We start from the raw sequence: 26,863 nt of genomic DNA, 5'->3' as shown, positions 1-26,863 counted from the left end.
TCAAATAAGGTATTTCAACGAGCCTTAATCTTTCTGTGATCTTGATATTTCTTCTTTGACCACTGTTTTAGGCGTTTTAATTTTAAAGATATACCTACCAACAATTTTTTGTAACCCTAAAACATTTAATACCGGTAAATGTATTTGGAAAAAATTGTGAGCTATTAAATAGTACAGATTTTTGCTTGTTACTGTATAAAAAACCATAAAATTAATCCGGCCTATTGTTAATTTAATCCTAAGAATAATATTTTTTAACCTCTATATGGCTAATTAATTAATATACTGATTAACAATAAGATATAAGATAATGATAATTCATTGGGATATGCTTTTAGGGCTAAAATTATCTGTTAAACAAAAGCCAATAGTGTAACAATTTAATTTTTCGGCCGTCTTATATGCAAACAACGATCAACAAAAAACAATTATAAAATGAACAAGTTATTATTATTATGTGGATTAGTACTGCTGGGCACAACCACCACGCCGCAAGAAAATAAATTAACGACAAATTGTACTTTAACAGAAGATAGTACTCATGTAAGTATTGATGATGTAAATAATCCTGAAGTACTTGCAATGCAAATTGAAACTGAATGGAAAGCGCCAAAACTTGTAAGCAGGACATTAGTAAATGCACCTGAAGATATTAAGGTATCCGAAATAGTTTATATCGAAGAAGAAACTTCCATTGATTTAGGATTTGATACAGTAGATTATTTGCCTGAAGGTTTTGATCCTTATGATGTCTATTTTGATATTAATTCTGTTGAATTCATTGATGATGAAGTTACAGAGCTGGGATTTGATACCGCGGCGTATTTGCCTGAAAATTTTAACGCATATGCCAATCCCGGCACTTTGGATGCTATTAACTATATAGAAGAAGAAGCAATTGACCTGGGTTTTGATACTGCAAAATATTTGCCAGAAGGTTTTGATCCACATGAATTCTATTTGGATCTGGATTCTGTAGAGTATATAGAAGACGAAGATGATTTAGATTTTAATTTTAGCACAGCGGATTATTTACCGGTTGGATTTAATCCTCTATCAAGATAATAAGGGTATAGAAAATAGATCTTGTTTCTATCGAATTATTGGGTTAGTCGCCATAAAGCCTTTGCTCTGCAAGGGCTTTTTTAGTGCCAAATCGCAGGCATACATAATGAATAAAAGGTACTTAACAAAAATTTAACTTAAAAAACAGGATTCTCAAATTGTTAACAACCAGGCATAGATACCCATATCTTGATAGATTTTGTTTAGCTTTTATGAAAAGTCCATAAGTTTTGTCTATAGAGACTAAGAAAATCGTTTTTCAACTGAATTTGGGCAATTGTTAATACTATATCAAGAGCAATAAGAAGTGCATTTACGAGTTGTATTTTTGTACAAATATTTAACCTAATAGCGTTATGAAAAATTTAAAAACAATAGTAAGTAGCTTTATGATAGCAGTAGCTATTAATGGCTTAAATGCTCAGGATCCAAATTGTGATGAAAACCAATTTGATTTCAGCAGCATAGAATATATAGAAGAAGAGAATTTTGATCTTGGTTTTAATACATCAGAATACCTTCCTGAAGATTTTGATCCATATAACCATTATTTGGATTTGAATGCTATTTCTTACGTGGAGGACATTTATGTTTATATTGATTCTGAAAAGAATTTACCAAGAGATTTTAATGTGTATGGAAATCCGACGGATTTTCGAAATGTAAGTTATATTGATCCTATGGATGACATTCAATTAGAATTGGAAACAGCAGATTATTTACCTGCTGACTTTAATCCGTATTCAAGGACATCAGAATCAGACAATATTTCTATATAGTAATTGGTATAACACATCAATAAACAGGCCCTGATCATTGTATCGGGGCTTTTTTTTAAAATATCATGGGGATTACATACTGGAAAACCAGGATCAATAATAAAACAGCAATCAGATTTAAAATGATTCCAACTTTTGCCATCTGATGAACCTTAATATAGCCACTGGCAAAAACAATTGCGTTTGGAGGGGTAGCCATGGGTAACATAAATGCGCAACTACTGGCTATTGTCACCGGAATTAAAAGATAGACTATTGGTATCTCCAGGCCAATTGCAATACCTGCGACTACAGGAGCCAGAACCGCCACCAGGGCTACATTACTCATTAACTCCGTCATAAATAACATAAGTAGTATAAGAAGTGAAGCCGTAAACAAAATACTGATTTCACTGGTAGCAATGGCGTTGGAGACTATGGCCACAATGCCGCTTACAGACATACCTTTAGCAAGGGCCAGTCCACCACCAAACAGAATAAGAATTCCCCAGGCCAATTTTTGAGTATCATTCCATTTTATGATAAAATCTCCCTTCCGGATATTATAGGGCACAGAAAAAAGAGAAATTGCGGCCAACATGCTGATTATGGTGTCTGAAAGGCCTAATCCAGGGAATAGTTTGTTTATGACCGTTCTGAAAATCCATAGAAATACGGTAATCCCGAAAATGACCAACACCATTTTCTCTTTACCCGATACAGGTCCTAATTTTTTTAGTTCTGCGTTTATCACATCCTTGGATGCCTTGAATTGAAGTTGTTTGTTTGGATACATCCACTTTACCAAAACAAGATATGCTATTATCAAAAGTAGTATAGAAAAAGGAAGACCCAGGGTCATCCACTTTAGAAAAGAGATCTCAATATTATATTCATTTTCCAGCAGACCAATCATCACAGAGTTGGGCGGAGTTCCAATGACGGTGGCAATACCTCCGGCATTTGCAGAAAAAGCTATCCCCAGCATAACACTGAGGGCAAAATTCTGGTCATCTTTGGTATAACCGTCTTCATCATTAATTAGTAATCCAATTACAGACATAGCTATTGGCAACATTACCACCGTGCTGGCAGTATTACTTATCCACATGCTCAGTGATGCGGTAGCTATCATAAAACCCAGGACCACTTTATTTGGAGTAGTCCCCGTAATTTTAATGATGTTAAGGGCAATTCGCTTATGCAGGTTTACCTTTTCCAGAGCCAATGCCAAAACAAAGCCTCCGAAAAACAAGAAAATAATTGGACTTCCATAGTTCGCCCCTACATCTGTTATGGACATAATATTCAAAACCGGGAACAGCAACAACGGTAAAAGAGCGGTAACAGAAATGGAAACAGCTTCGGTAATCCACCAAATCACCATCCATAAAGCAACGGCAATAACACCATTGGCATTTTCATTTTCCGGAATGAGGTTTGGTAAATTTGTAAAAATGAAGAAAAGAAGCGGACCGGAAATAAGTCCGAGTTTCTTGTTAAGACCCATTTAGAATATTTTAGGCCCTAAGCTATACCTTTTACTTTAGTTATAAAAATAAAAGGGAGTTAGCTTCCTCCCTTTTCAATTATCAGTAAAGAACTAGTCATTTAAATTAATTGGATTCAGGTCTGTATCGGTTGATCCATATAGCAATTTAACCTCTCCACCCATATCATAGCCGGCTATAAAAAATAGATTGCCATTTAAGTTTAGAATTTCAGGCAAATAATTTCCCGGATAGTTAAGTTCTTTAATTTGACTGCCATTTGCATCAAATTTTCTTAAATTAGTATCAGTCGATATTACAAAGGAATCTCCTAAGGACAGCATAGCCTGGTTGTTCTTTGTGCCTTCAAAATAAGACGATGAAATCCGTGTGCCGTTTGCATTAGCAATTATTAATTCTCCATGGGCATACATCGCAATATTGCCGTTATTAAGTTGTTCCAGATGATAACTTCCATTCAGGTCGTTGGAAGAGGTGATTTTAGAGTCCAATACAGAATCCTCAAAAATAACATGAGTAGATACATTCAGACCGGAGTCAAAGAATATTAATAAAGGTTTATAGTTTGTTATTTTCGGATTTGTAAGATTTTTGCTGAAAACTGCCCCGAATGCAATGTAACCGCCATCAACTTTAATCATATCCCCAATCATGGAATCTGCATCACCAAAAGAATTGAGGACTACAGTAAAAGCATCACCAGAGGAATTCCTTGTTTCCACAGCTGTCTTATAGATACCATTTTCCTCCTCTGTTCCAAAGTAAAGGAAATTGGTGCCTTCGGTCAGGTAACCATAACTGTGCTTGGAAGATGAATTAATTCCATTAAGAAAGTTAAACGCATTATTATAGGTTACTTCCTGAGTGCCATAAAGACCATCCAATGTTCTTGAGAACACAAAATTCATATTCCCGCTTGGGTAGAAGTTAACAAAAGCACTATTTGAATTATAAGGTTTGTCTGCCAAATATATAGCCGAGGATTCATAGCTTTCATTTAATTCTACGTAGTAAAATTTTGAGCCTCCGGTTCCTATAAGGTCTTCCAAAAGTTCAATAGAATAAATTGAACCATTTACCGGGTTTATGCCGGTTTCCAGTGGAATTCCGTTAAATCCTTCTGCCACTTCGGGGAAAATAAAAAAGTCTTCTACAATAGCATCGTTTACCAGAACTTGCCGGGAAAATGTTTTTGTCTCGTTAGCTTTATTGGTAACGGTCAGGGCTATGGTATAATCTCCAGACTTTCCATAGACTACAGTTGGGTTTTCTTCCGTTCGGGTTTCCCCGTTGCCAAGATTATAGGAGTATGTGCTTGCCCCCACAGAACAGTTGTTTATTTGAAGGTTTTCGCCCACTAAAAGGATCTCTTTGCTTACTTCAAAACAAGCCTCTAATTTTGAGCTGGGATCAGGATTATCCGGCTCTGAAGGCGATGTATCCTTAGAACAGGAAGTCAAAAATGCAGCTAAAATGATCAGAAAGTAGATTTTCGGCATAAAAACAGATTTGGGATTCTATTTTATAGAACGAAAGTACCGGCCTTTTTATTTCAAAATTTAACACTCATTCGATGAAATACAAAGCCCTTAAAATACTGATAATGAATGGAATGAAAAAAGAAGGTGTTTTTTACTCATTTATCTGGCAAAGCAGGGTGTCCTCTTCTTTTACCACTTTTGTTAACCCCAATTTGTTAAGACTTTTAAGACCTTTATCCCAGGCCTTATTACTTAAACCGGCGGCTTCTTTCAATTTGGCTAAAGGCATGGATTTTTGATTTTTTAAAATGTTAAAAATCGCTTTTTCATTTTCGCCTAGTTCCAGTGGTTTTTTTTCAGGTCTCATTTGAGGAAAGAACAGCACTTCCTGAATAGAGGCATTATTTGTCAGTAACATAACCAGTCGGTCAATGCCAATACCAATCCCTGCTGTGGGTGGCATTCCATATTCGAGGGCCCTGATAAAATCCTGATCGATAAACATGGCTTCATCATCGCCTTTTTCAGAAAGCTTCAACTGTTCTTCAAATCTTTCCCGCTGATCAATGGGGTCGTTTAGCTCCGAGTATGCATTCGCAATTTCCTTGCCGTTAATAATAAGTTCAAACCGCTCTGTCAAGGCTGGGTTAGATCTGTGCTCCTTGGTAAGGGGGCTCATTTCTTTCGGGTAATCTATAATGAAAGTGGGTTGAATGTAGTGATCCTCGCATTTTTCGCCAAAAATCTCATCAATAAGCTTGCCAACCCCCATACTTTCGTCTACTTCCAGTTCCAGTTTTCTGGCTACATCCCTCAAAGCCTCTTCATCCATCCCCGAAACTTCATAACCTGTATGTTTCTTTATGGCCTCCAGGATTGGAATGCGTGGAAAGGGAGCCTTAAAATCGATTTCCTTATCACCCATGGTAACTTTAGTTGAGCCATTGGCATCTATGGCTACTTTTTCAAGCAACTGTTCCGTTAGATCCATCATCCAGTTGTAATCCTTGTACGCCACATAGAGTTCCATAATGGTGAATTCCGGATTGTGGGTGCGGTCCATCCCTTCATTTCTAAAATCCTTGGAAAATTCATATACACCATCGAAACCACCCACAATCAATCTCTTGAGATATAACTCATTGGCAATCCTGAGGTATAGGGGGATATCCAGTGCATTATGGTGTGTAATAAAGGGCCTTGCGGCTGCCCCGCCGGGTATGGGTTGCAAAACGGGAGTTTCTACTTCCAGATAGCCTTTGTCATTTAAAAACTCACGGATACTGTTGGTTATTTTAGTGCGCTTGATAAAAGTATCCTTTACAGCAGGATTCACAGCAAGATCTACATAGCGCTGGCGATAGCGTTGCTCCGGATCGTTAAATTCGTCATAGACATTGCCTTCTGCATCTTTTTTGGGAAGAGGTAAAGGCCTGATGGCTTTACTTAGGATCGTGAAATCTTTGACCATTACGGTTTTCTCACCTACCTGGGTAGTAAAAAGTTCTCCTTCTATTCCTATGATATCCCCTATATCCAACAGTTTTTTATAGACTTCATTGTATTTGGTTTTATCCTCACCCGGACAAATTTCATCGCGGTTGAAATAAACCTGTATACGCCCCTCACTATCCTGCAATTCCGCAAACGAAGCTTTACCCTGAATCCTTCTGGACATCAACCTGCCGGCAATGGTAACTTTTTTTCCCTCTAAGAAGTTTGTAGAAATATTCACAGATGTCGTATCTGCGGGAAACAAGGCAGCCGGGTAAGGGTTAATCCCCATTTCCCGGAGCTTATTCAGTTTTTCTCTTCGTACGATTTCTTGCTCAGACAGTTGCATAAATTGGTCGTTAAAGCTGCAAATATAGGTACAATGAGCTAATCTATCAATCCAATATTTTCAATCTGTTGTGAAATTGGTTTTCCTTGTATAATCTAATTTACAATCATGATAAAAATCATAGATTCCATATCTAATCTTTTCTTCCTTTGTCCCTGATTTCTATTGTTATGCTTTATTGGAGAAATCATCTTGAATTTTGGGATTCTTTAATGCTTTGAGAAAAAAACAATTACATAAAATCCAGTAAAAACAAAAGTCTTTAAAAAATGAAAAAAATCGTATTGAGTATTGTAGCATTGGTTGCTTTCTCCTGGCACATAGGTAGTCAGGAAATTGCTCCCTACATTGAAATTGGCAAATCCAATAAAAATATTGAACAGGTATCTGATGACATACTTTCGGTATTAAATGAAAATTCATATACTATTCTGGGATCCTACAATCCTGCAAACAAGAAATCCTTAAAGGTAATAGTTTTTACAAGGCCTGATATAGAGAATGCAGTGGTAAAAGTTGCCGACAGAGGGGCTTTGGCTGCGGCATTCAAGGTTGGTTTGGTTCAGAAAAATGATGTAGTAACTATTTCATATACAAATCCGGATTATTTTTTTAGGGCATATTTGCGGGATAGTTATGGGCAATATAAATCTACATTTGATAATTTCACCAAGGACTTAAGAACTACTTTTGAAATTGTAGGTATGGACTTCACCCCCTTTGGTGGTGGAGTAGAAGCGGACAGATTAAAAAAATATCACTACAAAATAATGATGCCGTATTTCACAGATCCTGTTACCCTGAATGAATTTTCCTCATTTCAGGAAGGACTAGAAGTAATTGAAAGCAACCTCAAAGCTAAAAAGGGTGAAACAGTACTGGTATATAAAATTCTCTACAATAATGAAAAAGTAGCGGTATTTGGGGTTGGTTTGGGAAACCAGGAAGAAGGTGAGGCCTATTTCTTACCAACTATTGGAGAAGACCATATTGCGGCTATGCCCTATGAGATTATCCTGCAGGACAAAACCGCAACTATGCTTCACGGTAAATACCGTTTGGCATTGCATTGGCCGGATTTGTCAATGGGTACTTTTATGAAAATCATGAGTACACCAGGTGATATAGAAGATGCTTTGAAAGGACTTTGTGAATTATCTGAGGCTGATAAAGAATCTTTGTAATCACTGAGTCATTTAATTTAATTGTTAGTGATTCATTAGCTTTTAAGGCCCTGTTGACGCAGGGCCTGATTTATACCTTGGAATTTTCAAATTAATTGAACCCGGATTGTAACAATCGGCGATAAATTTCGTCCAATAATTACACAGCCCACGCAATAGAGCGGGGGATTGTAAAACCTATACTATGAGCTTTTGGAGAGTTTTGCTGGCCATAATATTTCCGCCCTTATCCGTCATTGGTAAAGGTTGCGGGTCTTTTCTTATTGTTCTGCTATTGACTTTTTGCGGTTGGGTCCCCGGGGTAATAGCAGCCCTCGTAATCCTTAATAATCCGAGCTGAAGGTTGTATCTTTGCCTGTGATGAATAAGAAAGTTGCTATTCAGGATTTAGGCTTAAAGGATTACAAAGAAACCTGGGACTACCAGGAACTCTTGTTTCAGCAAACGGTTGATCTTAAAATCAAAAACAGGCGGGAGGAAAGCATTTTGGAAACACCAAATCACTTCCTGTTTGTTGAGCACCCCCATGTATATACTTTGGGGAAAAGCGGAGATGTGTCGAACCTGTTGGTCAATGAAGAACAGCTTTCGGAGAGGGGTGCAAAATTCTATAAGATAAACAGGGGCGGGGATATAACCTATCACGGGCCCGGTCAGATTGTAGGCTATCCCATCCTGGACCTCGACAATTTCTTTACCGACATTCATAAATACCTTCGTTTACTGGAGGAAATGGTAATCCTTACCCTGCAGGAATACGGATTGAATGCAGAGCGTTCAAAGGGAGAGACTGGTGTATGGCTGGATGTTGGCACACCCTTCGCGAGAAAAATCTGTGCCATGGGAGTAAGGGCGAGCCGATGGGTCACTATGCACGGCTTTGCCTTAAATGTAAATGCCGATTTGGGTTATTTTGATTTGATGATTCCCTGTGGCATTAAAGGTAAGTCGGTAACTTCATTGAATGTGGAATTGGGTCAAAAAGAAGTACCTATCGGAGAGGTAAAACAAAAACTGCTAAAACATTTTGCTGAATTATTTCATGCACAAATTACTAAAGAAAAAACCGGGGTCTAAACCCCGGTTTTAAATTTTTAAAAACTATTTGCTCAGGTTGGTAAGTTCCATACTGGACATTAATTTTCCGTTATTATTATAGGTTTCCTGCTTGACCATTCCTACATCTTCAGCCAGCCATAGGCGCGATGGGAAATTTTGACTTGCCATCATCATTTTAGACTGGTTTTCACTATAAATAACGAAGCAATCAAAAGTGCCTGCAGGAGTCGCAATCGTTTCCTGTTTTTCTACTTTTCTGTTAATCATATCTACCTGAGAATTCATATTGATGCCGCTCATGCTCATTTTCATGATAACATTGGCATCCGGTAATTCCATACCCACCTCCAGGTCATTAGGCAGTTCAATATCCGTCCCGGAAACTTCCATCTCCATATCACTGAATTGCTCCAGCATCTGATTAGACATTAAGGATTCATAGTCTATGGTTACCTTATTCCCTGTACAGGAATAGGTGAATTCTGAACTAAAGGCTTCCTTCCCTTTATCATCCATATATTTCATATCCATCGTAGCTGAAGACGTACTTCCTTCATTTACTACGTTGGAAACTGTATAACTGATCGTTCCTTGAGTTTTACCCTTTCCGTTATAGGAAGTGTACTCTAAAGTAGTGCCCTCCTGCATAGGGTAGTATTTGCTGCAATTTTGTCCTGTTACAGGCAATGCCAATAAAAGGAGCATTCCAATAAAAATAAGTTTTAGTTTCATTATTTAGATTTTTATAAATTCTGCTCTTCAGTTTCGTGTTTTACCATCGGGAGATTTCCGTTTTCCCTTTTAGCCGCTTCCCGATTTTTTTAATAATTGAGAGCTTGTATCAGGAACTGCAAAGATTGCTAAAAGGAGAAAAGGCATTGTGCGAAATTGAGGCAGTGCTTTCATGATTTAAGTAATCTTTGACCAATTTTAAAAATACGATATTTAAGGCAAATTTGAAGTGGTTTAACCAGTCTTTTTTTTATCAACAAAGAGGTTGAAAGACATAATTATTGGCACTTTGTAAAGAAAATTAAATAAAAATGAGTTAGTTCCCGAAACAATTGTACGAACTGATCAATTTATTGTGTAAATGGTTTTCGGAGAAGGCTTAGTTTATTTTGTAAAGAACAAGTGCATTTTCCTCATCCTTGCATATAAATTCAATCTTACGGTCATTGTCAATGTCATCCAGGTCTATCCTGGAATACCCAAATACGGGGAAGTTTTCAATAGGCTGGGCATTACTGTCAAACAGATACACCTTCTGACTTTGAATGTCCGTTACGCTAATGTATATTTTATCATGAACATAAAATATATCAGGGTGGGTGTAAACGCCTAGATCCAGTGTTACATTTTTTCCTTTAATGCTCAGAATATTTTCATTGGTGGTTACGAGGGTTTTGATTGTTGCATCTAGCCCGTGGTCTTCAGAATAATTGAGTTTTGTCTTCGAAATTTTGCCTTTGGTGTCAATGGAATAAAGAGTCCCCGTTTTATCTGTTACGATAAAGTTGTTATTATATAAATATGGTTTGTTCGAGGAAAAATCTATTTTCTCATTTACCTGAACTCTGGACCTGCCAACACGATTCATTATTTTAAGGTCCCCATTCTCGAGCATAAAAACCAAATAATCTTTATTGGCAATTTTAATATGTTTGGGGGCAAAAAGTACCGGACTGTCTGTTTCGGTATATTTAAACCCTCTTACGATTTTACCTTTTGAATTATACATAAAAACCTTCGATCCCTGGGTAACCACAAACCTGTAATTTTTTTTGCCTTCATAATCAAAAACGGCCAGTTCGTTTAAGTTTCCACCGGCGAAATTCATGGTAAAAGGCGGTACTTCTTTACCATTTCTATCTAAAATCAGGAATTCATTTCCCGTAGTAAAAGCTAACTGTAATCGTCCATTCTTGTAAAGGTCTACCTGACTTATCTTACCTTGTATTTTTCCGCTTAACTGCTTTTTCCAAAGTATTTTACCTTTGGTAGATATTAAATACAAATTGTTTTCCTGGTCCTGTACTACAATTTCTTTTTTGTTGGTCCTGTGATTCTTTACAAATTGAGGATTAGTTGCTAAATCACTGTCTAATTCTACACGAAAAAGAGCAGAAATTGAATTCCTGACTTTTTCCCTGTACTTTTTTTGAATGATTATATTGGTGTGATAAAAGTTTGCATCGGCAACAATCTGTCCGGCAAAAATGTAATCAGAGGCCGTAGTTTTATTAAAATCAGTAAATAGCTCCCTGGTGCAATGCATTTTCAGAATTTCTTCCATTCCCTTTTTATTGGCCATGAAAACAATACTGGATTCATCTGCCAGAACGTTCCGTGAGGTCTCATACAACATGCTTTTGTCGAATGTTGTACCACTACTATTGGCCTGAATTATTCCTTGTATGACCTCAGGCTCTTCGGAAAAAATAAAGGTATTGTCGAGTATTGTATAATACCTGGCTTTAAAATCCTTAAGCATTGGATTAAAGTAATCGTAAAGAAAATTATTGCTGCTAAGTTCAAAAGTTTCCCGACCCATGTAGATGGAATTGTTGCTGCTCTTATCCTCCAGAAACCGCGTAATATTCTCCGCGCCATAGGTGCCTAAAATAACAGCCTTTTTATTTTCAATGAACAGAACGCCAATTTCTTCAACCGTATTGAAAACGCTGTCTCGTTTAAATGCCGCCTCTAAATATTCTTTCTGATTCTGTGAAAAAACATCATAATTATCAAAAGAAAAAGAAATAAAAGCATCTGTATTTGCGGGCATTTTCATGCTTAAATCGCCTGGTGATGGCCTTGTATTCTTAAACAGGCTTAGAAAGTTTTTGGTAAAATCATCAGTGATGGATATCCCATTCAATTGCAGGTAGTCCTGAGAAGGTTCTATGTCAAAGGTGACCCAATCTGCAAAACCTGAAAATTGGATGGTTGCATCTTTTTTAAGAATGTAATCATCCATCCAATTGCTCTGTTCGAGGTTTACATAAACCGAGGCAGCTTTATCAATATTCGAAGTTTGAAAAAGTGAATTGAGAATAGGATCTATTTCCGTTTGGCTACTATTATTGATAGTAGAATCAATTAGGTTTAGTGATGACCCCAGAATAATATGCTCATCCAGCTCAATACTAAAAAAAGTACTTTGCTCTATTTCATATCTGTTATAGGTCCTGCCTTGAAAAGTGACAGCCTCCACCGTAGTACTTTTTTCCTCGGTACTATTAATAAAACTAAGGGGTTTAAGAGATGTATAAATAAATTCTGATTTTAGAGAATCAATTTCTGTAAAAGCAAGTATACCGGTGGTATCACTTTGAATATACTCTAATGATTTTAGCCTTCCCAGGACATGGTCATAATTTGTGGTTGAAGCCAAAGGCTTTAAAAAGTCGTTGTTCTTTAGTTCGCTTTTTAGTTTTGTCAGATTATTTATTTTAATGATGACCGAAGCATTTTGGGGTAAAAATTGAAGAAGCGGCGTTGTGAAATCTTTTTGTTTCTGGCAGGAAAGGATGACAAAAAGAAGTAGGGTGGAAACTAATTTTAATCTCATGTAAAATGCTTTGAGGCAAATTTAAAACTTTATCTATTCTTATCTATGCCATAAGCCGGGAAGTTAGCAATGTTATTAAACGAATTGGCATATTGGGCATTTAAAGGATATGGAAAACCTGCCGGCCCTATATTATAGGTTTAACTTTAATTGATCGGGCTTTAATTTAAAGCTCCTTCTGTGATATTTGGTAATTCCGTATTTCATAATTGCCTCTCTGTGCTCCCGGGTGCCATAGCCTTTGTTCTGTTTCCAGTTGTACATCGGAAATTCTTCATGTATTTTTTCCATATAAGCATCTCTATGGGTTTTAGCCAATATGGATGCCGCGGCTATACTTTGAAATTTGGAATCTCCTTTTATAATGCACTCGTAAGGAATTTCATTAATTGGTTTAAACCTGTTGCCATCTACAATTATAAAGCTGGGTTTACTGGAGAGGGTATTAATAGCTTTGTGCATGGCAAGAATTGAAGCATTGAGAATATTAATGTTATCAATAACATCTGTTTGGATATGTGCTACACTAAAAGATAAAGCCCTTAGTTCAATTAAAGGACGGAGCCTGTTTCTGATTGTTTCGGATAATTTTTTGGAATCATTCAGTGATTTTTCGGTAAATGAGGAGGGCAATATAACTGCAGCAGCGGTAACCGGCCCTGCCAGACAACCCCTTCCGGCTTCATCCGTTCCTGCTTCAAATTCATTTTTCCTGTAATATTTTAACATTTACCGACCGTATTTAGGGTCAAAATTCAGGAAAAATTTAGATATATTCCTTTTTTTAACTTTAAATATTAAACATAATTTAACTATTCATATATATTTATTAGAATACCATAATAATTAAGGATATTTTAACAAAAAAGAAGCGTCAGCCTACATATTACTTGTATAGTTAACAAATAATTAGGATTTTTGCTCTGACTAATTCAAAAATTCTATTTAAATGAGATCAAAGTTAACCTGGATGTTAACACCTCTTTTGGTGCTATTCATCACTTTCTCTTATGGACAGGAGAAAACGATTTCGGGTAATGTGACAGACCAAAACGGTTTACCGCTCCCGGGAGTATCTATTGTAGTTGTGACTACAACTACAGGAACACAAACAGATTTTGACGGTAATTATTCTATTCAGGCGAATGAAGGAGATGTTCTTCGCTATAGTTATATAGGACAAAAGACCGTAAACAGAACAGTTGGCGCAGCCACTACCATCAATATCCAAATGGAAGAAGATGCTCAGGCATTGGAAGAAGTGGTTGTTACTGCCCTTGGTATTCAAAAGAGTACCAGAACCCTGGGATATGGCACAGATGTCGTAAAAGGGGAGGAACTGGTAAAAGCCAGGGAAACAAACATTGTAAACTCTTTACAGGGAAAAGTTACGGGTGTACAGATCACCAATACCGGGGGTAACCTGGGTGGGTCATCTAAGATTATCATTCGTGGTGTATCTTCCCTGAGTGGGGCAAACAATCCGCTTTGGGTTGTAGATGGTGTTTTAATTAACAATTCGCAGACAGTTACAGGAAGCAGAATTACCGGTAATAGGGATTTTTCCAATGGCGCTGCAGTTATCAACCCGGATGATGTTGAAGATATCAACGTATTAAAAGGTGCAGCCGCTACAGCTCTTTATGGTTCTCGTGCTGCTGCAGGTGCAATCATCGTAACTACCAAAAAAGGTAGAGGCGGAGATGGTGGAGCTACGGTATCTTTTAATTCCTCAACGAGGTTTGACAATTTGTTCCGTATTCCGGACTATCAGCAGGAATATGCAATGGGTACCAATGGTCAATATGATTCTGGTAGCGTTGGATTTGACTGGGGACCCAGAATAGAAGGTCAGACAGTTCCTAATGCACCGGTTACAAATGCACCGGGACAGCTAAGAGCAGTTAAGGATAATGGAATCAATGACTTTTTTGATACCGGGGTAACACGGATAAACAATTTTGCCATAGGTGATGCCGATGAAAAAATGGATTACAGGCTAAGTGTTACTTCTTTAAACCAAAATGGGGTATTGCCAGGCTCTAGTTTAGACAGGATTACCGTTGGTTTGAATGCAGGTGTAAGACACAGTGAAAAATTAGAATCCAGATTTTCAGTTCAGTATACCACTACTAAGACGAGAGGTACCGGGGCTACAGGAGCAAATGATCCTAACATTATTGATTTAGGGAATTCTTTTAGCAGCACGCTTGATCAGAATCTGTTTTCTCCATGGATAGATGAGTCCGGCAATCAAATTAACCAACTTGTTGACAACCAGGGAGTATTATCCAATAACCCACTATGGTTAAGAAACGAGAACAAAAATGACAGAGATGATGATCGTGTATTTGGTAATGCACAAATTACCTGGAAACCATTAAGGAATTTTAGCATTTTGGGAAGGGCAGGTATTGACCTTCAGGATGACAGACGTTTACTTACAAACCGAAAAGGAACCATACAACGTCTTTTTGGTGACTTTGATTCGGACGAAATAAGAAGAAACGAACTTACTACTGATTTAATTTTTACTTACGCCAACCAATTTTCAGACGATTGGGATTTAACAGTGTTTGGTGGTTTTCAGTATAATGAAAGGACATTCCAAAGACAACGTATACGAGGTGTTGACCTTTTAATACCAGAATTGTTTAGCCCTGCAAATGCAGCACAGGCGATTCCTGAGAGAGATTTCACCAAAAGGTCGTTGTTTGGTATCTATGGTTCTGCAGAACTCGGATATAAAAATTGGGCAACCTTAACCTTAACAGCAAGAAATGATTATTCTTCTACCTTGCCTGAGGATAACAACTCTTATTTTTACCCGTCTGCCAGTTTAGCATTTGTATTTACGGATGCCTTTGGTATCTCAAACGATATCCTGAGCTTTGGTAAACTGAGAGCAAGTTGGGCCAAGGTAGGTAATGACACTGCGGCATATCAACTGAACTTTAACTTTAATCCCGTAACAACGGCAACAGGACAGTATAGTCTGAATAACAATTTTCCATTTAACGGGGCTTTGGCTTATTCTGCATCAAACACAATTCCTCCAAGTAACTTGGTTCCGGAGGAACAAACTTCTTATGAATTTGGATTGGATCTTAAATTCTTTAACGGAAGGTTAAATCTGGATGCGGCTTACTTTAATAATAAAAATGAGAACCAAATCCTGAATATTCCAATTCCGGAATCTACGGGTTTTGCTTTCAGAACAACAAATGTAGGTAGGGTAGATCAGAAGGGATTTGAAATATCTCTTGATGCCCTTGCTGTTCAAAGTAAAAATGGAGATTTTGCATGGAATACTGCAATCAACTATTCTAAGGTAGATTCGGAAGTTGTTTCGTTGACTGACGGGCTTGAACGTGTTGTTATTGCTTCTGGCTTTAATAGTGTTCAGGTTGTTGCGGTTCCCGGAGAAGAATTCCAATTGTTTGCGATTCCTCACCTGAAGGATGAAGAAACAGGCAGACCAATAATAGACCCTAACACTGGTAGAAGACAAGCCGGAGAAGCTACAACTTTAGGTTCAGTGCTTCCGGACTGGACAGGTGGCTGGATAAATAACTTTAGTTATAAAGGCTTTAGTTTAAACGCTACCGTAGATGTAAGATGGGGTGGTGTTATGAAATCCTCAACTGTTGAGTCTTTACAGACCGGTGGTTTGGTTACAGAAACCCTGCAAAACAGGGAAGGAACTTTTATTGACACAGAAGGTATCATCGTAACAGATAATGGTGACGGCACTTTTGACAGGAGGGATAACGATGTTCCTTTGTTGAATGCCCAGGATTTTTGGACTTCCTTAAATGATAACAGTGTTGCTGAACCGTATATCTACGATGCAACTTATGTTAAATTAAGGGAAGTTGGTATATCATATACCTTTTCTTCTAAATTACTTGGAGATAGTTTTATTAAAAGCCTGACACTTGGACTTGAGGGAAGAAACCTTGCCCTTCTTTATTCAAAAGTTCCTCACATAGACCCAGAAGCCACATTGTTTGGTTCTGGCGCGGATGGTTTTGGAATCGAAAGATCCAGTGTTCCATCTACAAGAAGTGTAGGGTTTAACATAAGGTTGACATTCTAATAAAAAAAAATATAAGACATGAAAAAACTAAAATTAATACTACTATGTTTTGTGTTTATATCGGGTACGTTTTCATCCTGTGATGACAAATTAGATATAAATACAGATCCTTTGGTAGCCACTAGTGCTGATCCAAATGCTGTGCTACCCTTTGTTTTTGTTCAGTATTCTTCAAGAAAAGTAACAGAACTGGGAACAAGGATATGCGATGTATCACAATATATATCAAACACATTCAACAGTCCTAAAAACGGAAGCACCAGTATTTTCCTTACCGGAAATACATGGGGCATGATGTATAATCAGATATTGGGTAACCTTTCTTTGGTTAAAGCTGACGCTACGGCGGCTGGTCCTACCAGTAACAACGTTAATGCAATAGCGACTATTCTTAGTGCTCATATTTATTTTGAGCTTACCAGTATTTGGGAAGACGTTCCTTATTCTGAAGCACTTAACGGACAGGATTTTCCTGCACCGAATTTTGACAAGCAGGAAGACGTGCTTAACGCTGTGGTTGGCTTGTATGATGAGGCCATAGCTCTAATAGATAGTAGACAGCTTGATGGTGAGTTTGCGATACAAACAACTGCCGATCAGTTCTATGGAGGTGATATGGATAAATGGAGAATTTTGGCAAATTCCTTGAAATTGCGTGCTTTAATGTTGTTGCGTAATGGAGGAGCCAGTGTAGATTCTCAGATCAACGCTACTTTAGCACAGCCCTTAATGTCTAGTAATGATGAAGCGGCATATTTGATATATACCGGCGCACCGGGAGCTCAAAATGCAATGAAGACCATTATTACAGCATTCTTCGGGCCGGACAATGAAAGTCAGAATGTATTTGGACCCGGACCACCAATTGATAATCTTTTAAGAGATTCCGGTGATCCGCGATACGACCTTTGGGTAGCAAGAAATGACTTGCCTGCACCAGAACTTGCATTCTTTCCGGATAATTCTACTTCTGTATTAAGCAACAATATCATTAGATTTGATCTGCCTGATATGTTAATGTTGCCATCAGAAATTGATCTTTATAAGGCGGAATTAGCTCTTGAAGGATTTGCCGCTGCAGGATCTGCAGATGCAAATTACAGAGCAGGTGTCACAAACTCACTCAGATGGTGGGGACAGGATATACCGGGCGTATTGGCAACTCTTTCAGAAGCTGATATTACTGGCTACGTTAGTAGTCTAGCAGCTCCTACTATTGAGGATGTTTACAATCAACAATATCTTTCTGCATTCTTGCAGCCGGTAATGGCATGGACGCATGTAAGAAGAAATCAGATCCCCGTGTTAGATGCACCACCTGCATCTACAATCGGTACTACATTGAGAAGATTTAACTATCCTCCGGATGAAGTTACCAGTAATCCAAATACACCGGCTAATTTGCCTACGGAAACACCAATGTGGTTTGAAAACTAATAAAAACGTAAAAAAGATGAAAAAAATAGTATATATAGCATCCGCGTTGGTACTTGTTTTAACTGGATGTACCGAAGAATATGAGCTTGATGACCGAGGACTTTCGGTTGAAGAATTGCCCGGATATGTGGCTTTTGATTCACCCGGTACAAATGTAAATCCAGGTCCAGTTGATGTAACGGAAGATGAAGGTACTTTAGAGTTAAACGTTGAGGTGCCTACGGGAACTTTATCTACGGTAACTGTAACCTACTCTTTCAGTGGTACGGCTGTCTTTGGGACGGACTTCATTGTAGATGGGGCAACAAGTGCAGGCGGAACTTTGGAAATCAATTTGCCAACAGAACCTGCTGTTGACGGAAGACCTATTAACGAGGACATCATTGTGGAACTTTTGCCTGATGATGTTGCCGATGGAGATAAGACATTAATAGTTACACTAGATACAGCTTCCAATGCCGAGGGAGCTTTGGAAGTAGGTCGTGGTGGTACAGATTTATTGAGATCTACCACGGTTAATATCCTGGATATTGACTAGATATTCGTAATTAATTTAATGAATTATGAGGGTCGCCATGCAAATGGCGACCCTTTTTTATTCCTTCCATATAAACGTATTTTTTATCAAATACATTTAAGATTTGAGCTGGTATCTGGTAAACACCCGCTAAGCTTTTGTGAATAACGGTTATGAATAGTGTTTTACTCCTTTAGCATTAAGTCTGCTGTCAGAATATTATTTATTGAAGCTAATCCTTAGGATCATAAAAGAAGTCATCTTAACCCAGCTGTTAAATACATATTGGTAATATTAATATATATCAGATGGTAGACATGTATGCATTGCAGTTTAAATGCCGCACGGAGCAATTGCGATTGAGATCTATTGAGGTTAAGGCTCAAATAACCGCGGCAGTTTAGATTGCCCGGAATTCTAACCTTTACCTTACTAATTTTGACCAGAAGTTATTCTACTCCAAATTCAAAAATTTCAGAGGTGGACGTATTATTTTGACTATCTGTAGTTACAACTCGCCAGTAATAAGTTTCTCCGGAAGCTATAGCAGCATCTAGATTGCTTTCTTCCGTGGATCCTATTTCTGTTGTTGGGTCAGTCTCTGTACCAAAGAAAACAGCGTATCCAACGATATCATCATCAATATCACTGGTGGTCCATTGTAAATTTACCGTGGTAGCAGAAGGGATAGTAGATCCTCTTGCCGGGTTAACGGCTTCCGCTGGAAATGGTGCGTAGTTCTCGATTCCCGGTCCCTGATTGTAAAATTTTGCCTTTGCACTTGAAGCAGTTTCATTCGTTCCATTTGCCTTTGAAATCACAAACCATTCGTAGGGCGTGCCCCTGTCTATTGTTATGGTGGCATCTTCAGAGGAAGAATTGGTTTTTGTAGTAGTATTAGTATTTATATTTCTTAGGTTAACCTCGTAGGTATCTGTGTTTTCCGAAGCATTCCACTGAAAGGTAACGGCGCTTTTCGTTTCATCAGTTTCGGAAATTACCCCCTCATTACATTCAGTATTATCCTCCGGAAAAACCAAAGTGGTTGCCGAAGGTGCGGCTACAACCAAAGGTGGCGGGGTATCTTCGCCGGATGAATTGCCACCACATGCAGCCAGTAGAATTAATGTTAGTACTGAAAAAACTCTGCTTGTTATTTTCATTTTCTTATGATCTTATAATTCAATAATGTATTTTCTGTTTTTACATTGAGTAAATAAATGCCTTTGGCTAACGCATCTACATTAAAGCTTACTTCATTATCAATTACGTTAAAAGACTTGCTGAACACTTTAAGGCCATCAATGGTAAATAAGGCCAATTCTACCTGCTTTGTCCCGCGGGAATTGCCCAAATAGACATTTATATTCCCACCTGACACCGGATTTGGATAAATAAACAGCTCGGTTGTTAAGACAATGGTTTCTTCATAGACGCCCTGGCAATCCTTATCTGTTGTTACCGATAATTTATTCTCAACACCCGAAAGAGGAAGGGTAATAGAATTTTCGGAAGTCTCATACCTACTGCCATTAAGCGTAATAAAATAGTTTTTGCCACCGCTGAAATTTAGAACCACCTCATTGTTAAGGGAACTAATTTTTGAAGAAACGGAAAGCGGTTCCGGTTCGGATATGGTGATATCGAAACAGTTTTCATAACCGGCTTGTCCTTCCACAGTCAGGCAAACCGTATAACTGCCAGCAGACAGATTTTCAAAGACTGTAGCATCAGAGAAATTATTGGAAGTGTCTATTCCAGAGCCGGTAAGAGTGGCCGTATAATTTAAGATAGTTTCTGCCTCAATCGCTACACTTCCGTTATTGCTTGAAATGCAGGATTCCCCAATTGTCAATACCCTGAAATTTGAACCGGGTAAAGAAAATACAGCACAACCGGTAACATCTACAACGGCGTCTGCCTGCGTATTCGGACAGGCATCTATAGCATCCGGGACCCCATCATTGTCATTGTCATCATCACAGACATCCCCAATACCATCGTTGTCTATATCTGCCTGATCAGCATTGGCTATAAGCGGACAATTATCATTACTGTCCAAAATTCCATCCCCGTCATCATCAGTGTCACAAACATCCCCTTCACCATCTCCATCGGTGTCGAGTTGGTTAGAATTGGATATCAAGGAGCAGTTATCATCGACATCCAAAATGCCATCGTTGTCATCATCTTCGTCATCCTGGAAACCATCCACTACAAAATCATCTATTATTACTCCTTCTCTTGTAACTGCGGGGTCAGACTGGAATACAAGGCGGAAAATAACATTACTTTCAGCTGTCAAATCAGTCTCGCCCAGAGCCGCATTGGCCACAAAATCATAGGCATATTCCTGAAATTCGCCTATCTGCCCATCAGGAATTTCCCCGGTCCATTGTGCACCGGGACAATTCTGACAATCGTCATCAGTCCCTGAAGAATCATTAGTTCTATCGCTATTGTACCAATTGGGTTCACTGTTGATGTTCCCCAATACACTCCAGTTAACCCCGGAATCTGTAGAATATTCAACATAAACAATGTCAAAATTAAGCTCAAGATCGTACGCCATTTTAAATCTAAGTACCGGGGCTACTATGTTTGAAAGCTCATAGCAATTGCTGACTAAAAACCCTTTTGTATTGTCCGGGTGATTGCCGCTAAGCGTGGTTCCGTATACTTGCGTTCCTGATGCTGCTGCACCCAGTTTTGTGCCGGTTGGAACTCCTCTTTCCCAAAGGATTTCATCTGTTCTGTCGTTAAAAGTCAGGAGTGCGTCTTCCGGTGTTTCGAAGGTGTTTACCAAGCCCCCCAGACCAAACGGATTGATGTAAAAAGTGCTTTTAATAGTATTGTTATCTGCAAACGCATCATTTTCAATGGTAACTTCTGCATTTAAGGTAACCGAACCAAGGATATTTAAGTTTTGTGAGGGCAATGTTATGGTGGTTTCAGCATCGCTGGCCAAACTGCCTGTCCACTGAAAAGTTTGGTCTCCACCATCATTTAGGCTGTAAACCATATCAATTGAAGTAATGTTGTTAATACCTTTATTTTTGACTACTATTTCAGGTGCAAATTCCCCGCATAGAACCGTACCGGGAATAGGGGTAACGGATATAAGCTCAATGTCATCATCGGGAATTTTGAGGGGGATAGGGGACTGCCATACACCCCTTCCATAGGTGGAAGCGGTTAATATTCCATCAACCAGATTTATATCCAGATCACTTACGGCAACGCTGGGTAAGCCTGTGAAATAATCTTCCCATTCGGTTAAGGTGTCATCCAATCTATAGACCCCCAGGCTGGTTGCAACATAAATAGGATTGTCTACATTCCTGCCCTGATGTGCTATGGCAAAGTATGCCTGGTCTGTTGGCAGATTTAGCGTGATGTCTACTACTGTCCCGGCAGACCCGTTTACTTCTACTGGTACTTTAAAAACACCTCTTAAATCTTGTTGTTGGTTTTGTGCGAACCCAACTCTATTGGAGGTGGTTACATAAATAAAAGACCCGTCTGTAGTGTTGATTGCAATATCTGAAATGCCAGATTCAAATATATGGAATTCCGTAAAGGTTGTGCCACCGTCAGCACTTCTGAAGACCGTGTTTCCTTCGGCAGCATATAAAACCAGCGGATTGTTAGGGTCTACCTCCAAATCGTCTATTGGCGTATTTCCAAGATCATCGGAGAGCCTGTCCCAGGAATTCCCATTTAATCTGTAAACGGCATCATATCCGGCATATACGTCTCCTTCGCTACTCAATGCCAGGGGAGTTATCCAATTTCCCCTGCCTGCAGGAGAATCGACTATGCCCACGGTCTGCCCTGAGTTTGTGGAGACAAACAAAGTAGTTCCAAATTGGACAAAACCATACACAATATTATTATTGCTGGGGTCTACCTCGTAATCCATTCCATCGCCACCGGTATATACATTCCAGACATCATTATTTCTGACAAAACCAGAATTATCCTGTAATCCGCCCACCATTTTGGCAGAGTCGTCTTTTGCTACTGAGATACGATAAAACTGTCCCACAGCAATCCCATTTATAGTATAATCCTCGAAAGATATCCCACCGTCTTCAGATACATAAATGCCCCCATCGCTGCCGCAATACAATTTGTTGTTGAAGAATTTTAGGGTATGAATATCGGCATGGGTATACGCAGCAGTGTTTCTGAACCATTGATTTAACTGGTCAAAACTATCCCCGCCGTCTGTGCTCTTCCAGATATTCAAGCAACCTGCATATACTTCGTCGGCATTTGTTGGAGATACTTCAATGGCAAGATCAAACCACGCCTGGTTAGACTCAAGGATATCTGTAGTATTTGCAGTTTTAGTAAATGTTAGGCCACTATCATCTGATCTGTATAATCCCTGGTAACTAAAATTGCTGCTCTGGGTATTTGCGCTTAAGATATATACAACGTCCGGATCTGCAGGGCTAACGCCAAGTACCAACCTGCCTGAATCATCAGGTAAGCCAGCATCAATTCTGGTAAAATTTTCACCATCTGTGGATCTGTAGTATGAGGAGACTGAAACGGCATATACTGTATTGGGATCTCCGGGTTTCAGTTTAAAATCTGCAATATTACCAGGTCGTTTTACTTCAAAGGTGGCCCCGGCATCTGTTGATTTCCAGAGCCCGCGATTTGAACCTACCCAAATTATATCGGAATTCGTGGGGTCTATTACAATTTCATTCGTCAATAGATTAATATTGGGGTCTGTAGATGTGTTGAGCCCGGTTTCCTGCCAGGTTATACCTCCATCGGTTGATTTAAAAACGCCAATACTGTAGGAATCTGCTGCATCGTCATCGCCTGTAGAAATGTAAACAATATTGGAATTGTTGGCATCAATGGCTATCCCTGAAACCCCTATTTGAAGAAAATTATCAAACAGGTTAGTCCAGCTACCACCTGCGTCTGTAGTTTTCCATAACCCTCCGGCAGGAGCGCCTACATACCATACATCGGCATCATTGGGGTCTACGGCAACGGCATTTATCCTTCCCTGCCCCGGGAGGCTTCCTGAATTTGTTCCATGCGTGAAAGGGCCAATGGACGACCAGTTGCTCACCGGATTAATAGCCAAACCAATAGTATTTGCCTCTTTCGCCTTGTACGCGGCCCACAATTGTTCAGAGGAAGGCAGATTGCCCTGGCTGTCTACAAAGTTCATCCAGTAGTTTTCCCATCGCATATAGGGTTTATAGCCACTACCTTTTTTATCTTCATCCTTGCCTTCCCAATAGGTATGGAAGGCTTTGGATATTTCATAAATGGTATAGTTGTCTGACGTGGAATTTACAGTTTTAGCTGCAGTATTTAAAGACTTTGATTTTTTTAAATCTTTCATCCATGGCGCACCTTCATTAAACTGCCCATATGAAAAGCTTCCTGCCAGCAGGAGGAGAACCACCAATTTCCTTAACATGTAATTTTTTTTGTAAATATGCTGAAAAAAGTAAGAATATTCAATTTTTTCTGCTAAACCACACTTATTTGTGATTTGATAAATCTCTGGTTTACTGTCTATTGAATTTTTGAAGGGCTTAAGCAACATAAAACTTTCACATTTCGTTAGGAACAAAAAAATTAACTTTGCTGACAGAGGTATGATTTTACGGAAGCATAATTTTATTTTTGGCCAGCCCAGATTAATCCATTTATTAGTTGTTACATTATAATTTTAAGAGGTTGTATAAGAATCAGGCATTTCAAAAACAGTAACCAAAATTTTTCAATGAGACATTTACTTTTGTTGCTTTTGGTTTTTATTAGCCATTCACTCTTTTCCCAGAATGATTCCCTCGTGCCTTCTAAAGCGCAGGATACTGTGAAGTTTAGCGCAAAAAAAAATAAAAAGGATAAAAAGAAGGACTCCCTTGGAATTACAATCAGGGATTATAAAATTGTTTCCCACTCCAGAGATACCACTTATCTGGATACTACCCTGAGCATTCAAAAAGAATATAGGTATAACTATTTGCGCAGGGATGATTTTGAATTAATGCCTTTTGCCAATGTAGGTCAGCCATACAATCACCTTGGTCTAATCCTGGAGCGCAATACCCTGTACCCCTCTCTTGGATCCAAAGCCAGACATTTTAATTATATGGAAGTGGAGGATATATCCTATTACAATGTGGCCACCCCTATGACGGACCTTTTTTTTAAAACTACTTTCGAGCAGGGTCAGCTGTTGGATGCAATGCTTACTTTTAATACATCCAGAAGATTTAATATCTCAATAGCTTATAAGGGCTTTAGGTCATTAGGAAAGTACAGCTGGAGCCAGGTTAAATCGGGAAATTTCAGGTCTACGGTCAATTATGTAACCGAGAATGGCCGTTACAGATTAAGGGCACACTGGACGTCGCAGGAAATGGAAGCAGAGGAAAACGGAGGGATTTCCAAAAAAGAACTTCAGTTTGAATCTAACGACCCGGATTTTAGAGACAGGTCCAGAATAGATGTTTTTTTTACCGATGCCCAGAATTTCCTGATTGGTAAAAGATATTTTCTGGAGCACCAATACAGATTACTTAAAAGTGAAACGGACTCTGTTCGCTCCAAATCAAATTACCTGGGGTTTGGACATGTTTTTACATATGAAACCAAGAATTATCAATTTCAGCAGGATACAGAAAACGAATACTTTGGAGATGCTTTGGTGAGCCCAATTGATGACGCGGCTAGCTTAAAGACCATGTATAATGAGATCAATGCAGAGTTTTCCAACAGAACCCTTGGTGTTTTAAAAGCATCTGTTAATTTGTACAGCTACAACTATTTTTTTAATAGTACAATTACTACAGGCGAAGGCTTTATACCAAATAAGTTAAGGGGGGAAGAAGTAGCTTTGGGGGCAAAATATAAAAAACAAATAGGAGGGTTTATGCTTCAAGGTGGTATAGCCTACAATATCTCCGGGAAGTTAACAGGAAATATAATGGATGCATCGGCAAGTTTCCAAATAAATGAAAAGAATAAAATTAGTGCAAGCATACATTCTTCATCCAGACTGCCTGATTTTAATTTCTTATTATATCAGTCCGATTATGAAAATTACAATTGGTATAACATTGAAAGCTTTGATAAGGAACGCCTGAGCAGTTTGCAATTTAGCCTGGAATCGCAGGTATGGGGAAATATAAGCGCAAAATATACGACAACAGACAATTATACTTATTTTACTTCTCTTGCAAATGATGAACAGGCCGGGGATAATTTAGAGAATGCTTTTATAAAGCCGGTTCAGGAAGCAAATAGCATAAACTACCTTAAAGTTAAATACAGTAAGGAATTTAAGTTTGGAGACTGGGCGTTAAGCAATACATTAATGTATCAGAACGTCACGCAGGATAATGAAGTTTTAAACCTGCCTGCTTTCGTAACAAGGAATACGCTGTATTTTTCCAAGGATGTTTTTAAGAAGGCCATGTTTTTACAAACAGGAATAACCTTTAAATATTTTAGCAGTTATAATATGGATGCTTATAATCCTCTTTTAGCAGAATTTTATACACAGAACAGGGAGAAACTGGGGGGCTTTCCATTATTAGACTTTTTTATAAACGCAAAAGTCAGAACTGCAAGGATATATCTTAAAGCAGAACATTTTAATTCGTCATTTACCGGCAATAGTTTTTATGCTTCCCCCAATTACCCGTATCGCGATTTTGTAATACGATTTGGTTTGGTGTGGAATTTCTTTTCCTGATTATAATATAAACCGAAAATTAATACGGCCTGGAATGGAAGGTCTGGCTTTTATCTGCTGTTTTGTTCTGAGGTTCTTTTGCACCTATCTTTGTTTTTAGCTAAATATCCGGGGGTTTTACCAATGAATATTTATGGTGAAAGCTTCATTTTCAGCATGTTATAATTTAATAATTTTTAAACGATATTTTTTTTTGATTTAGGGTTGTGCAAGCAAAAAAAGTGCTCTATATTTGCACCCGCTTAGCTGGGCAGTATATCAGTTTAAGCATCTTGGAATTTTATTTCTTTGATTAGGTAAGTTCATTGACATATTGACAGACAGCGTTTTTCTGTTTATTTCATCTTTTTAATTAGGGATGGGATAGGCGGAAGAATTAAATTATTTTGGAATAAGAATACAAACAAGGGTTAGGATAGGGTTTTCATAGTTTATCTAGGCGTAAATACGTATTTTACGATACAACGATGAAGAGTTTGATCCTGGCTCAGGATGAACGCTAGCGGCAGGCCTAACACATGCAAGTCGAACGGTAACATAAAGTGCTTGCACTTTGATGACGAGTGGCGCACGGGTGCGTAACGCGTA

General features: G+C 38.5%; 17 protein-coding genes and 1 rRNA gene. 10 read left to right on the top strand and 8 right to left on the bottom strand.

What is annotated here, in order from left to right; translation table 11 throughout:
* Positions 1-435 precede the first annotated feature (435 nt).
* Positions 436-1,065 carry a hypothetical protein gene (locus G504_RS0103675; protein WP_019668787.1) on the top strand — a complete coding sequence of 210 codons (630 nt, stop codon included), beginning with the start codon at positions 436-438 and terminating at the stop codon, positions 1,063-1,065.
* Between the two features lie 356 nt (positions 1,066-1,421).
* Positions 1,422-1,844, top strand: a complete 423-nt coding sequence (locus tag G504_RS0103670; RefSeq protein ID WP_019668786.1) for a hypothetical protein — start codon at positions 1,422-1,424, stop codon at positions 1,842-1,844.
* A 55-nt stretch (positions 1,845-1,899) separates the two neighbouring features.
* Here G504_RS0103670 and G504_RS0103665 read toward each other — a convergent pair whose 3' ends face one another.
* The 3 genes from G504_RS0103665 to lysS form a co-directional block, all read right to left on the bottom strand.
* On the bottom strand, positions 1,900-3,333 hold the full coding sequence (locus tag G504_RS0103665) for an SLC13 family permease (RefSeq protein ID WP_019668785.1): 1,434 nt from the start codon (positions 3,331-3,333) through the stop codon (positions 1,900-1,902).
* Between the two features lie 93 nt (positions 3,334-3,426).
* The gene (locus G504_RS0103660) at positions 3,427-4,833 is read right to left on the bottom strand and encodes a PKD domain-containing protein (protein ID WP_019668784.1); all 1,407 of its coding nucleotides are present in this window, start codon (positions 4,831-4,833) and stop codon (positions 3,427-3,429) included.
* Positions 4,834-4,966: 133 nt separating this feature from the next.
* Positions 4,967-6,658 carry a lysine--tRNA ligase gene (gene lysS / locus G504_RS0103655; RefSeq protein WP_019668783.1) on the bottom strand — a complete coding sequence of 564 codons (1,692 nt, stop codon included), beginning with the start codon at positions 6,656-6,658 and terminating at the stop codon, positions 4,967-4,969.
* 269 nt (positions 6,659-6,927) lie between these two features.
* Here lysS and G504_RS0103650 point away from each other — a divergent pair, with 269 nt between their 5' ends.
* From G504_RS0103650 to lipB, 3 genes are all read left to right on the top strand, one after another.
* On the top strand, positions 6,928-7,842 hold the full coding sequence (locus G504_RS0103650) for a hypothetical protein (protein ID WP_019668782.1): 915 nt from the start codon (positions 6,928-6,930) through the stop codon (positions 7,840-7,842).
* A gap of 184 nt (positions 7,843-8,026) precedes the next feature.
* Positions 8,027-8,182 carry a YqaE/Pmp3 family membrane protein gene (locus G504_RS19420; protein WP_083930693.1) on the top strand — a complete coding sequence of 52 codons (156 nt, stop codon included), beginning with the start codon at positions 8,027-8,029 and terminating at the stop codon, positions 8,180-8,182.
* A gap of 20 nt (positions 8,183-8,202) precedes the next feature.
* Positions 8,203-8,919 (top strand): lipoyl(octanoyl) transferase LipB, encoded by a 717-nt coding sequence (gene lipB / locus G504_RS0103645; protein ID WP_019668781.1) that lies wholly within the window; start codon positions 8,203-8,205, stop codon positions 8,917-8,919.
* A 24-nt stretch (positions 8,920-8,943) separates the two neighbouring features.
* Here lipB and G504_RS0103640 read toward each other — a convergent pair whose 3' ends face one another.
* From G504_RS0103640 to G504_RS0103625, 3 genes are all read right to left on the bottom strand, one after another.
* Positions 8,944-9,633 carry a TapB family protein gene (locus tag G504_RS0103640; protein ID WP_019668780.1) on the bottom strand — a complete coding sequence of 230 codons (690 nt, stop codon included), beginning with the start codon at positions 9,631-9,633 and terminating at the stop codon, positions 8,944-8,946.
* 379 nt (positions 9,634-10,012) lie between these two features.
* The gene (locus G504_RS0103630; protein ID WP_019668779.1) at positions 10,013-12,475 is read right to left on the bottom strand and encodes a hypothetical protein; all 2,463 of its coding nucleotides are present in this window, start codon (positions 12,473-12,475) and stop codon (positions 10,013-10,015) included.
* Between the two features lie 132 nt (positions 12,476-12,607).
* A complete protein-coding gene (locus tag G504_RS0103625; protein WP_019668778.1) occupies positions 12,608-13,204 on the bottom strand; it encodes a ribonuclease HII in 597 nt (198 codons plus the stop codon).
* A gap of 220 nt (positions 13,205-13,424) precedes the next feature.
* Between G504_RS0103625 and G504_RS0103620 the strand changes: the two genes are divergently transcribed.
* Genes G504_RS0103620 through G504_RS0103610 form a run of 3 tightly spaced genes read left to right on the top strand, consistent with a single transcriptional unit; the run spans position 13,425 to position 18,549 of the window.
* Positions 13,425-16,574: a SusC/RagA family TonB-linked outer membrane protein gene (locus G504_RS0103620; protein WP_019668777.1), complete on the top strand. Its 3,150-nt coding sequence runs from the start codon at positions 13,425-13,427 to the stop codon at positions 16,572-16,574.
* Between the two features lie 18 nt (positions 16,575-16,592).
* Positions 16,593-18,011, top strand: a complete 1,419-nt coding sequence (locus G504_RS19075; protein WP_083930692.1) for a SusD/RagB family nutrient-binding outer membrane lipoprotein — start codon at positions 16,593-16,595, stop codon at positions 18,009-18,011.
* Positions 18,012-18,027: 16 nt separating this feature from the next.
* Complete coding sequence (locus G504_RS0103610) at positions 18,028-18,549, top strand: hypothetical protein (protein WP_157473036.1); 522 nt, start codon at positions 18,028-18,030, stop codon at positions 18,547-18,549.
* A 428-nt stretch (positions 18,550-18,977) separates the two neighbouring features.
* Here G504_RS0103610 and G504_RS0103605 read toward each other — a convergent pair whose 3' ends face one another.
* Positions 18,978-19,691 carry a hypothetical protein gene (locus G504_RS0103605; RefSeq protein ID WP_019668774.1) on the bottom strand — a complete coding sequence of 238 codons (714 nt, stop codon included), beginning with the start codon at positions 19,689-19,691 and terminating at the stop codon, positions 18,978-18,980.
* Positions 19,688-23,986, bottom strand: coding sequence for a T9SS type A sorting domain-containing protein (locus tag G504_RS0103600; RefSeq protein WP_040443826.1), 4,299 nt, complete (start codon positions 23,984-23,986; stop codon positions 19,688-19,690). The genes G504_RS0103605 and G504_RS0103600 overlap by 4 nt, the downstream gene beginning before the upstream one ends.
* 309 nt (positions 23,987-24,295) lie before the next feature.
* On the opposite strand from G504_RS0103600, the gene G504_RS0103595 reads away from it, so the two are divergent.
* Both G504_RS0103595 and G504_RS0103590 read left to right on the top strand, forming a co-directional pair.
* Positions 24,296-26,275, top strand: coding sequence for a putative porin (locus G504_RS0103595; RefSeq protein ID WP_019668772.1), 1,980 nt, complete (start codon positions 24,296-24,298; stop codon positions 26,273-26,275).
* A 464-nt stretch (positions 26,276-26,739) separates the two neighbouring features.
* Positions 26,740-26,863, top strand: a 16S ribosomal RNA gene (locus G504_RS0103590); the annotation flags it as partial.

The organism is Eudoraea adriatica DSM 19308, assembly GCF_000382125.1.
Taxonomy (GTDB): Bacteria; Bacteroidota; Bacteroidia; order Flavobacteriales; family Flavobacteriaceae; genus Eudoraea; species Eudoraea adriatica.
This window is presented reverse-complemented; position numbering and strand designations above follow the sequence as displayed.

What these genes read in the sequence shown, in the direction of transcription:
- G504_RS0103675 (WP_019668787.1), top strand. Translation starts at nt 436, where the DNA reads ATGAACAAGTTATTATTATTATGTGGATTAGTACTGCTGGGCACAACC.
- G504_RS0103670 (WP_019668786.1), top strand. Translation starts at nt 1,422, where the DNA reads ATGAAAAATTTAAAAACAATAGTAAGTAGCTTTATGATAGCAGTAGCT.
- G504_RS0103665 (WP_019668785.1), bottom strand. Translation starts at nt 3,333, where the DNA reads ATGGGTCTTAACAAGAAACTCGGACTTATTTCCGGTCCGCTTCTTTTC.
- G504_RS0103660 (WP_019668784.1), bottom strand. Translation starts at nt 4,833, where the DNA reads ATGCCGAAAATCTACTTTCTGATCATTTTAGCTGCATTTTTGACTTCC.
- lysS (WP_019668783.1), bottom strand. Translation starts at nt 6,658, where the DNA reads ATGCAACTGTCTGAGCAAGAAATCGTACGAAGAGAAAAACTGAATAAG.
- G504_RS0103650 (WP_019668782.1), top strand. Translation starts at nt 6,928, where the DNA reads ATGAAAAAAATCGTATTGAGTATTGTAGCATTGGTTGCTTTCTCCTGG.
- G504_RS19420 (WP_083930693.1), top strand. Translation starts at nt 8,027, where the DNA reads ATGAGCTTTTGGAGAGTTTTGCTGGCCATAATATTTCCGCCCTTATCC.
- lipB (WP_019668781.1), top strand. Translation starts at nt 8,203, where the DNA reads ATGAATAAGAAAGTTGCTATTCAGGATTTAGGCTTAAAGGATTACAAA.
- G504_RS0103640 (WP_019668780.1), bottom strand. Translation starts at nt 9,633, where the DNA reads ATGAAACTAAAACTTATTTTTATTGGAATGCTCCTTTTATTGGCATTG.
- G504_RS0103630 (WP_019668779.1), bottom strand. Translation starts at nt 12,475, where the DNA reads ATGAGATTAAAATTAGTTTCCACCCTACTTCTTTTTGTCATCCTTTCC.
- G504_RS0103625 (WP_019668778.1), bottom strand. Translation starts at nt 13,204, where the DNA reads ATGTTAAAATATTACAGGAAAAATGAATTTGAAGCAGGAACGGATGAA.
- G504_RS0103620 (WP_019668777.1), top strand. Translation starts at nt 13,425, where the DNA reads ATGAGATCAAAGTTAACCTGGATGTTAACACCTCTTTTGGTGCTATTC.
- G504_RS19075 (WP_083930692.1), top strand. Translation starts at nt 16,593, where the DNA reads ATGAAAAAACTAAAATTAATACTACTATGTTTTGTGTTTATATCGGGT.
- G504_RS0103610 (WP_157473036.1), top strand. Translation starts at nt 18,028, where the DNA reads ATGAAAAAAATAGTATATATAGCATCCGCGTTGGTACTTGTTTTAACT.
- G504_RS0103605 (WP_019668774.1), bottom strand. Translation starts at nt 19,691, where the DNA reads ATGAAAATAACAAGCAGAGTTTTTTCAGTACTAACATTAATTCTACTG.
- G504_RS0103600 (WP_040443826.1), bottom strand. Translation starts at nt 23,986, where the DNA reads ATGTTAAGGAAATTGGTGGTTCTCCTCCTGCTGGCAGGAAGCTTTTCA.
- G504_RS0103595 (WP_019668772.1), top strand. Translation starts at nt 24,296, where the DNA reads ATGAGACATTTACTTTTGTTGCTTTTGGTTTTTATTAGCCATTCACTC.